The organism is Flavitalea sp. (assembly GCF_035489435.1).
Taxonomy (GTDB): domain Bacteria; phylum Bacteroidota; class Bacteroidia; order Chitinophagales; family Chitinophagaceae; genus DATHKG01.
The window spans coordinates 23,826-34,003 of sequence record NZ_DATHKG010000149.1 but is presented as its reverse complement, the minus strand read 5'-3'; the positions used below and the strand labels follow the sequence as shown (position 1 = coordinate 34,003).

6 protein-coding genes and 1 pseudogene are annotated in these 10,178 nt (G+C 42.0%); 6 read left to right on the top strand and 1 reads right to left on the bottom strand.

Annotated features, from left to right (window positions below; genetic code table 11):
• The 4 genes and pseudogenes from VK664_RS23165 to VK664_RS23150 form a co-directional block, all read left to right on the top strand.
• Positions 1-1,346 (top strand): annotated as a pseudogene (locus VK664_RS23165) (hypothetical protein); the annotation flags it as partial.
• 1 nt (position 1,347) lies between these two features.
• Positions 1,348-1,698 (top strand): preprotein translocase subunit SecG, encoded by a 351-nt coding sequence (secG, locus tag VK664_RS23160; protein ID WP_461401090.1) that lies wholly within the window; start codon positions 1,348-1,350, stop codon positions 1,696-1,698.
• Positions 1,699-1,808: 110 nt separating this feature from the next.
• Complete coding sequence (gene mltG / locus VK664_RS23155; RefSeq protein WP_461401089.1) at positions 1,809-2,846, top strand: endolytic transglycosylase MltG; 1,038 nt, start codon at positions 1,809-1,811, stop codon at positions 2,844-2,846.
• 6 nt (positions 2,847-2,852) lie between these two features.
• On the top strand, positions 2,853-3,818 hold the full coding sequence (locus VK664_RS23150; protein WP_461401088.1) for a YihY/virulence factor BrkB family protein: 966 nt from the start codon (positions 2,853-2,855) through the stop codon (positions 3,816-3,818).
• Positions 3,819-3,825: 7 nt separating this feature from the next.
• Here VK664_RS23150 and VK664_RS23145 read toward each other — a convergent pair whose 3' ends face one another.
• Positions 3,826-4,416, bottom strand: a complete 591-nt coding sequence (locus VK664_RS23145) for a TrmH family RNA methyltransferase (RefSeq protein WP_461401087.1) — start codon at positions 4,414-4,416, stop codon at positions 3,826-3,828.
• Between the two features lie 76 nt (positions 4,417-4,492).
• Between VK664_RS23145 and VK664_RS23140 the strand changes: the two genes are divergently transcribed.
• The gene (locus VK664_RS23140) at positions 4,493-7,555 is read left to right on the top strand and encodes a hypothetical protein (RefSeq protein WP_461401086.1); all 3,063 of its coding nucleotides are present in this window, start codon (positions 4,493-4,495) and stop codon (positions 7,553-7,555) included.
• Positions 7,556-7,712: 157 nt separating this feature from the next.
• Positions 7,713-9,956 carry a sodium-translocating pyrophosphatase gene (locus VK664_RS23135; protein WP_461401085.1) on the top strand — a complete coding sequence of 748 codons (2,244 nt, stop codon included), beginning with the start codon at positions 7,713-7,715 and terminating at the stop codon, positions 9,954-9,956.
• Positions 9,957-10,178 lie beyond the last annotated feature (222 nt).

Here is a 10,178-nt window from a genome sequence, read left to right as displayed (position 1 = left end):
AAATAGATCCCGAAAATGAACTTGAACAGGAGTATGTCACAAGTGGGTTACCTCACCAAACCAGTGAATATAACGCCCATGCACAACCGGACATTTCAGGTGATGACATACCAGGCGATATAGAAGATGAGGTTGAAGAAGAGGATGATGATCAAAATGAAACAGATCCGGGGTTAAAACCAGGAAATGAAGAAGGAAGGGATCCAGGGTTAGAAGCCGGGGAAGAAAAAAAGGAAGAAGCGCAGGAAGAAATTGATGATAGCAGGCACCACAGTAAATCAGATCAGCCTGTTATTTTAGATCAACCTGTTATTGCTGCGCTTGCGCCGGCTTCAACAGATATAGCCCCCGTTAACCCGAAAGAGTTGTTTTATGATGACGGTGAGGTGTTCGCAGAATTTATTACGGAAGAAACAAATGAAGAACTTCGGTTGAACGAAGAAACACTAAACGCTCCCTGGGAAACGGAGGAAGAAGATGCCGGGGAAAATAGTTCCGGAGAAGACGAACCCGTATCTGATGAAGAACTTCGTAATAACTTTGAAAAGCGCAAACATCTCACTTCAGAAGTTGTTGCAGGCGACCGGGAAAGACTAGAACCATTAAACAGGGGTACAGACCAGGCGAATGTTGAGCAACCAGCTCGCCAGTTTGAATACTCAGATGATCAGATGGTTGACCGTCCTGATCTGATCTCATTCGAAGCACAAAAAGCTTCTCAACGAGATCCTTTACCTGAAGAAATCGAAAATATCACTGAACATGAAACGGTAACTGACGAAGTCCAAACAGTAACCGATGAATTCCAAAATGCAGTTCAATCCCAGGTTTCCGCAGAGAATGCCGGATCCAATAAAGACGCCGGTTCCCTGTCCGCAGAAGCCGCTGATCCATTGGTTGCAAAAAATCCGGAACCTGCTTTTGCAAAAAATCCCGAACCTGAAGTAGCAAAAGACGCGCCCGTTGACGTTCAAAAACTGGAATTCGACCCTTATTATACAATTGACTACTTCGCATCCCAGGGAATTAAACTTAAACTGGAGGATTTTTCGAAGGACAAGCTTGGCCAGCAGTTGAAAAGTTTCACTGAATGGATCCGCAGTATGAAAAGACTGCCTCAACAGGTTGCTGAAAACAGTATGGATGAGACCGCTCAGCATTCTATACGCCGCATAGCCGAGCATTCTGTCGAGGAAAAAGAAGTGCTCACGGAATCAATGGCCGAGGTTTGGGTAAAACAGGGAAATTATGAAAAGGCCCGCCAGATCTACCGGAAATTAAGTTTGCAGAATCCCTCGAAAAGCACTTATTTTGCAGCCAAAATTGACCAATTAAAAGTCTTGTGATATGATGATCCTGTTCCTGATCCTGGTGATAATAATTAGCGTGATTGTAGGTTTCCTGATACTTGTTCAGAATCCAAAAGGTGGTGGCCTTGCCGGAAACATTGCCGGTTTTAATTCTCAGTTCATGGGTGTTAAGCAAACTACCGATGTACTTGAAAAAGGTACCTGGATCATGGCAAGTGCCATTGCCCTGCTTTGCATATTCTCAATTGTTTTCATTCCAAAAAGCTCAGCTGTTGATACAAGAGAACTGAGAGGTGGTCGTCCCACCCCCGCACAACAAGCTCCTGCTCAGCAGGTTCCGTCACAACCCGGAGCCTCAACACCGCAGCCTACTACACCGAATCCCTGATTCACACTACTTAAAAATATAACGAACCCTGCTGGCAATAGCAGGGTTTTTGTTTTATTTTACATCCCAGCTCAAAACGGAATTACGATCTAACTTTAGGATATATTATTATGATCAGGAAAATCTTTCTTGGCTTACTGGTTCTGGTTTTTTTGTCAGCCCTTTTTGTCGGCTGGCGTTTTTTTATGTCAGCTACAAGCTTTGATGAAAAATTGAAATTCCTCTATATCCGGACCGGCGAGGCAAACGAAATGGCTGTACTTAAAAGCCTGGATACCCTTATTGACAACCCCGGTTCATTCCGATTCCTGGCAAACCGTGTTAAAGTTTGGGAAAACCTGGGCCCAGGTAAATATGAAATAAAAAAGGGGACAAGTCTTTGGCAACTGGCCCGGATTCTTCGCAATCGCCGGCAATCATCAGTAAACCTCGTTATCACTAAGATCCGCACCAAAGAAAGTTTCGCCGGCCTGGTCGGAAGAAAGTTCGAAAGTGATTCGCTTGCTATCATAAACTACATGAACAACCCGGATACACTGAAACATTATGGGCTCGACAGCAATACCATCATGACAGCTGTTTTTCCAAATACATATACTTATTTCTGGAACTCTACGCCAACCATGATTTTCAGAAAATTGTTCTCAGAATATAAAACAGTCTGGAACGATGAGCGAAAACAAAAGGCATCTAAAATCGGGCTCACCCCCACTGAATCTTATATACTTGCATCAATTGTAGAAGAAGAGACAAATGCGAAAGATGAAAAGGATACTATGGCCAGCGTATATCGCAACAGGTTAAAAAAATCAATCCGCCTTGGCGCAGACCCGACGGTGAAATTTGCATTAAGGGATTTCTCACTGAAACGTATATACGAAAAACATCTTGCAGTCGTTTCACCATATAATACATACCGGAACCTGGGTTTACCCCCCGGTCCTATTTGTACGCCTTCGCTTGAAACGCTTGACGAAGTGTTAAATTCACCCGAAACAGAATACCTTTATTTTGTCGCAAAACCAGATCTTTCAGGCAAACATCTTTTTGCAAAGAACTACAACGATCACCTGAAGTATGCAAAATTGTATCGGAAAACTTTAGACTCACTACAAAGATTAAGACAGGCCTCCAAAGAAGACTTGTAATATTTTATGGTCAAATGGCAACGTATCATATTAAATACATCACTGGTTCAGTATGCCATTGCTAAATCAAAAAAAATTATACTTCCCGGCTTCGACGGCCTTCCATTGTATGATGTGATTATGTTTTTTTTGGCACAGGTCAAAAAGGTCGGCTTGTCCGAACGTGCATCTGCTGTTTCATATAATGTTATCATGGCGATTCCTCCGGCCTGCCTGTTTTTATTTACGATCATTCCGCAGTTGCCCTTTATTCCAAAAAGACCTCTGAAACGGCAGCTACATACGCTTATAACCGATATGGTTCCCGCAAGGGAGTATAACCAGAACATCATTTCATTTGTTGATAGTTTTCTTGATGAAACAAGAATCGGTCTGATATCATTTGGTTTTATCCTGTTGATATTTTTTGCTTCGAATGGAATGATGGGCCTGATGCGCTCATTCAATAAAAACTATATCGGCTTCGAAAAAAGATCAGAATTCCAGACAAGGTGGACCGCCATAAAACTAACAACGATCATGATGGGACTGGTACTTGCCTGTCTCATACTGCTCATTATGCAGGGTATGGTTCTAAGATGGCTCGGTATCAAAAGCGAATTACTTATCAGTCTTATCGATTCTATCCGTTGGCTATTTATTCTCGGCCTGATATTTTATTCCATTGCCCTTATTTATAAATACGCACCAGCCATCAAAAAACCATGGCGGATTCTATCTCCGGGATCTGTATTGGCAACTTCTTTGAGTATTTTATCGACACTGGTGTTTTCTACATTCGTTAATAATTTCGGCGAATACAATGCCCTTTATGGTTCGATAGGAACCATCATTGTTTTAATGAGTTTGATTTATATAAATTCCCTGGTATTGCTGATTGGCTATGAGCTGAACGTAAGCATTCATTCTATAAAGGCGCTCGCTGAAGAAAGAATGAAACAAGAGACTTCACATCCACAGGTCACAGCATAACGGGATCTCAGATTTCTCCATAATATTTCCATTCTTTCAATAATGATTTTGACCGGTCTGCATCCATTTTCCGGGAATCGTAATGCCCCGCAATGGTTTTCTGGCGATAAGCTTCATATAAACAAACAGCACATGCAACAGAGATATTTAATGATTGAATAATTCCGGCTTGTGGAATCAGGAAATTGCCATCTGCCATTTCCCTGATCTCATCACTCACGCCGGAATGTTCATTGCCAAATACCAGGGCAAGTTTCCCGGTAAAATCAATCTCATACAGATCAACGGCATCGGCAGACAAATGAGTTGTGAGAATTTTGTCGTAAGAGCGACGCAAAACTTCCATGCATTCAATTGCATCGGTAAATTGATGGATAGTGAGCCATTTTACAGCGCTGCTGCTGCTTTTTGCGCCCCATTTTTTATGTATTGGAATCTTTGTGTTCAGGATATAGATGTCCTGGATCCCAACCGCATCACAGGTACGCATCACCGCCGAAATATTATGAGGATCAAATACGTTTTCAAGAACAACAGTCAGGTCATCCTGGCGTTTACTAAGTACGGTTAACAATCTGGCTTCCCTTTCTGGCGTCATATTTGTAAAAACTATGAAACGAAAATACAAAAAGCTATCTTCGTGGACTGATATTCAATTTAAAATCCAAAAACCCATGTTGAAGAAAATCCTAAAAATCACAGGTATTGTACTCGTTGTGCTCATTCTCGCAGCAATTGCCATCCCCTACTTCTTCAAAGATAAGATCGTTGCGTTCGCAAAAACAGAAATCAATAAAAATGTAAATGCCCGGGTAGATTTCACCGATGTTGATATTTCATTTTTCCGGCGCTTTCCCCGTGTTGCAGTTGCTCTTGAAAACCTCCAGGTAATTGGCCTGGATGAATTTTCAAAAGACACCCTGATAAGTTCAAAAAACATTGACGTTGCTGTTAACCTGATGAGTATTATCAGTGGTAACAACATGAATATTTATTCTGTCACCATTAACCAGCCGCGGATTCACGCGCTTGTTACCAAAGAAGGTAAAGCCAACTACGATATCGCCAAACCGGACACGGCCGCCGTTTCAACTCCATCTGAAGAAAAACCTTTCAATCTCCAGTTGAAAAAATATGAAATCAAAGACGGCTATGTTTATTACAATGATCTTTCGTCAGATATGAGTGCCGAGCTAGTTAATCTTAATCATGAAGGCAGTGGTGATTTTACTTCGGATCTTTTTACGCTCGTTACCAATACCAATGCTGATGAGGTTTCTTTCAGCTATGGTGGCGTACCTTATTTATACAGATCTAAAACAAGTATCGATGCAGCTATAGAGGTTGACAATAAAACCAGTAAGTATTCATTCAATACTGAACAGATACAGGTCAATGATATGAAACTTGCAGCAGGTGGATTCTTTCAACTGGTGAATGACAGCGTTTATAATATGGACATAAAGTTTAACGCTCCATCCACTGAATTCAAAACCATTCTTTCCCTGATCCCTGCTGTTTATAAAAACGATTTTGATAAGATAAAAACCAGTGGCTCTGCATTGTTCAACGGCTTTGTTCGTGGAGTATATAGTTCAACTGCCATTCCCGCTTATGCCGTTAACCTTGAAGTAAAAAATGGATTCTTTCAATACCCTGATCTTCCAAAACCAGTAAAGAATATTAACATCGTCATGAAGGTGAATAACCCCGACGGTGTTACTGATAACACTGTCGTTGATATCCAACAGGGGCATCTTGAAATGGATAACGAACCGTTCGACTTTAAGGTTCTTTTCAAAAAGCCGCTGACAGATATGTATGTAGACGCGGTTGCCAAAGGCAGACTTGATCTTTCAAAGATCACCCAGTTTGTAAAGCTTGAAGCAGGTACTAAGCTTGCAGGGCTGCTTAATGCCGATATCCAGGCAAAAGGCAATATTGCAGCTGTCCAGAAACAACAACCAGGGCCATTCTCCGCAAAAGGTTTTGTGGAAATTGCTAAGCTGTACTATACATCTCCGGCATTTCCCCAACCTATCCAGAATACCAGTGCAAGAATTAATTTTGAGAACCCGGATGGTATAGCTGATCATACGGTAATTAACATTCCTGCAGCCCATATAGAAGTTGGTAAAGATCCGGTGGATCTCACCTTAATTCTTACTACACCTGCAAGCGATCCACAATTTGAAGGAACTGCAAAAGGCTCATTTAACCTCGGCAATATCGGTCAGTTTTATACTTTCGAACCGGGAACATCACTTGCCGGACAAGTTGCTGCTAATCTCGCATTCAAAGGAAAAAAATCACAGATTGATAAAAGCCAGTATGATGCCATTCAAACCTCAGGCACCGTTAATGCATCCCAGGTAAATTATAAATCAAAAGATTATCCTGATGGTGTTAAGGTAAGCAATGCGACCATGACTTTTAATCCGAGCAATGTTACTTTGAATACCGTTGCAGGCAACTTCATGGGAACAAATTTTACAGCTAACGGAAGCTTCGATAACCTGATCGGTTATGCCATGAAAGATGAACCGCTCGCAGGAAAACTCAATGTTGCTGCAGACAAAGTAAATCTTAACAAATGGATGAGTACCGATACAACCACTGCTTCTGCAGAAACTGTAGCATCCGAACCTTTTGCAGTTCCGAAAAATATCAGCTTCCTGGTGAATGCAAAAGCTGACCAGGTGACTTATGATAAAGTAAACTATAATAATGTGACCGGGGCTTTATCACTTGCCAATGAAACAGTAGTTTTAAAAGACATAAAGATGCAGGCGCTGGATGGTACTATCGGGCTGAACGGATCCTATTCTACCGCAAGGAGCAAAAAAAATCCGGACATTTCTCTCAGCTACGATGTTGAAAACCTTGATGTGCAAAAAACATTCAATTCGTTTAACACAGTGCAGGCGCTGATGCCGGTAGCAAAATTTATTTCAGGAAAACTGACCTCTAAACTTACCATGAAAGGTAGACTTGGACAAGACATGATGCCCGATCTGAACAGCCTCACCGGTGAAGGAACCTTGTTTTTATTACAGGGCTTCCTTAGTAAATTCGGACCACTTGAAAAGCTTGCTTCTACTCTCAATGTTAAAGATCTCCAGGCAGTGACGCTGAAGGACATCAAAAATTATATTGAATTTGCAAACGGAAAAGTACTTGTGAAACCATTTACTGTTAAAATAAAAGAGATTGATATGGAGATTGGTGGTATGCATGGGTTTGACCAGTCTCTTGACTATATAGTAAATATGAAGGTTCCAAGATCATTAATCGGCGATCAGGGCAACCAATTAATCAATGGTTTGGTAACACAGGCAAATAATAAAGGTGTTCCGGTCAAACTCAGTGATGTGATCAACCTGAAAGTCAAAATGGGAGGCACAATAACAAATCCCCAGATAAAAACAGATCTCAAACAGGCATCAGCTTCTCTTGCAGAAGACATGAAAGCCCAGGCAAACGTCTTTATTGAAGCAAAAAAAGCAGCTGCCGACAGTGCTGTGACCGTCGCAAAGGCACAGGTGAAAGATTCAATCGAATCTGCTAAAAAACAAGTAATCAAGGCTGCCGAAGAAAAGCTTAAAGAACAAATTGCCGGAAAGAAGGACTCAACCGGCAAACCGGTCGACGCAAAAAAACAACTTGAAGAAACCGGCAAGGGCTTGTTGAAGGATCTGCTAAAGAAAAAACCGAAGGATACTACCCGAAAACAATAAAGGATTTATTGAATTGATTGATAGTTTATGCCGGGTAAATGCCCGGCATTTTTTTGCCCTTGTCCGTTTCGTCCCGGCCAGCCATTTCTAATTTCTTTTACTTTAATATTGAGCCATTTACCCTATTTTTGACCACCTTAAATTTTTAACATTACTTATGGACAAATTGATTTACCTGGTTCCGGCAATGGGCGTTGTGGGCCTCTTGTACACCTTTGTAAAATTTGCGTGGGTTTCTAAACAGGATGCCGGTACCGACCGGATGAAAGAAATCAGCAAATATATTGCTGAGGGTGCCATGGCTTTTTTAAAGGCTGAATGGAAGATTCTTGGCTATTTCGTTGTGATCGCTGCAGTACTCCTGGCATTTATGGGAAGCAGAAATGACAAGTCGCATTGGTCCATTGCAGTTGCTTTTATTTTAGGTGCATTTTTTAGTGCACTTGCGGGTTATATCGGTATGCGAATAGCAACAAAGGCAAACGTCCGGACTGCACATGCTGCCCGTACAAGTCTTTCAAAAGCACTTAATGTGTCATTTACCGGCGGCTCAGTTATGGGCCTCGGAGTTGCAGGTCTGGCTGTACTTGGTTTAGGCGGTTTATTTATAATACTCAAAGCTATTTTTGCACCGAATTCACCGGTTGACTCAGAAGAAATGGTCAGAACTATCGAAATTCTTACCGGTTTTTCACTCGGCGCTGAGTCAATAGCCCTTTTTGCACGTGTCGGTGGCGGTATTTATACAAAAGCTGCAGATGTTGGAGCTGACCTGGTAGGAAAGGTGGAAGCTGGAATTCCAGAAGATGATCCACGCAATCCGGCAACTATTGCTGACAATGTTGGAGACAACGTGGGTGATGTGGCTGGAATGGGCGCTGATCTTTTCGGTTCTTATGTAGCTACTGTTCTGGCAACTATGGTGCTTGGCCAGGAAACTAAAGCCATTGATGACTTTAATGGTATGTCACCGATCCTTTTGCCAATGCTGATTGCAGGTGTCGGTATTCTTTTTTCAATAGTGGGAACCTGGTTCGTGAGAATCAGCGACTCAGCTGGTATCAGCACTACGACGGTTCAAAAGGCGCTCAACATGGGTAACTGGGGAAGCATAATACTGACTGCAGCTGCCTGTGCGGGATTGGTTTATTACCTTCTTCCCGAAACAATGACCCTTCGTGACCTTGAATTTACCAAATGGGGTGTGATGGGGGCTATCGCGGTTGGACTCGTAGTCGGAACGCTGATGAGCATGATCACTGAATATTATACTGCCATGGGCAAAAAACCGGTAATGAGCATCATCAGACAATCTTCTACCGGTCATGCAACAAATGTAATTGGTGGTCTTGCCGTTGGTATGGAAAGTACTTTTCTACCTATCCTTGTGCTTGCCGCAGGTATTTGGGGTTCTTATGAATGCGCAGGTTTGTACGGAGTTGCAATTGCGGCGGCCGGAATGATGGCCACCACTGCTATGCAGCTGGCTATTGATGCATTTGGACCTATTGCAGACAACGCTGGTGGTATTGCGGAAATGAGTGAGCTGCCAAAAGAAGTCCGCGAAAAAACGGATGTACTCGATGCTGTTGGTAACACTACTGCGGCTACCGGTAAAGGTTTCGCAATCGCTTCTGCCGCGCTCACTGCCCTGGCACTTTTTGCGGCTTATGTTGGTGTGATAAATCACAATGGTTATGCAATGAGCGGAATTGATATCTATAAAGCTAAAGTGCTGGCCAGTCTTTTTGTTGGCAGCATGATTCCTTTTATATTTTCATCACTCGCTATCCGTGCGGTTGGTGAAGCAGCCATGGCAATGGTTGAAGAAGTAAGACGCCAGTTCAGAACAATTCCAGGAATTATGGAAGGAACGGGCAAACCTGAATATGATAAATGCGTTGCTATTTCCACCGAAGCATCCCTCAAAAAAATGATGTTACCCGGGGCTATTGCTATACTTTCTCCATTAATTATTGGCTTCCTTTTAGGCCCCGAAGCTTTGGGAGGCTTTCTTGCCGGAGCAACGGTAAGCGGTGTACTAATGGGAATGTTTCAGAATAATGCAGGGGGTGCCTGGGATAATGCAAAAAAATCTTTTGAAAAAGGAGTGCTTATCAACGGACAGACTTATAAAAAAGGAAGTGATCCACATAAAGCTGCTGTGACAGGTGATACAGTAGGTGATCCTTTCAAAGACACCTCTGGTCCCAGTATGAATATTCTCATCAAACTTATGTCTATCGTGTCTTTGGTTATTGCTCCAACCCTGGCAGTGATATTCGCAGAGAGAGAAACACAGTCAGTGAAAATGTTGAAGGAAAAAGAGAAAATTTCCAAGGCAGATGAAATAAAAGCCGTTGTTCCTGATCCGGCAAAAACTGTTTCATTTAATCAATAAATATTTGAGTGAATAAATAACTGTTCCATTGAATAGATTTCCATATTCAAAAAATCAGTTGACTAAGACTAAAATCATCCCAACTAAAAAAATAATCAATCATTTTTAAAGTCAACGGTTGCTTCTTCCGAAGCAACCGTTTTTTCTTTTGAACCCCGGTTGTCCGCTGCCATTATCGTCTATATTTCATTCTCATCTCTCAATACCATTCTACTCTCAATA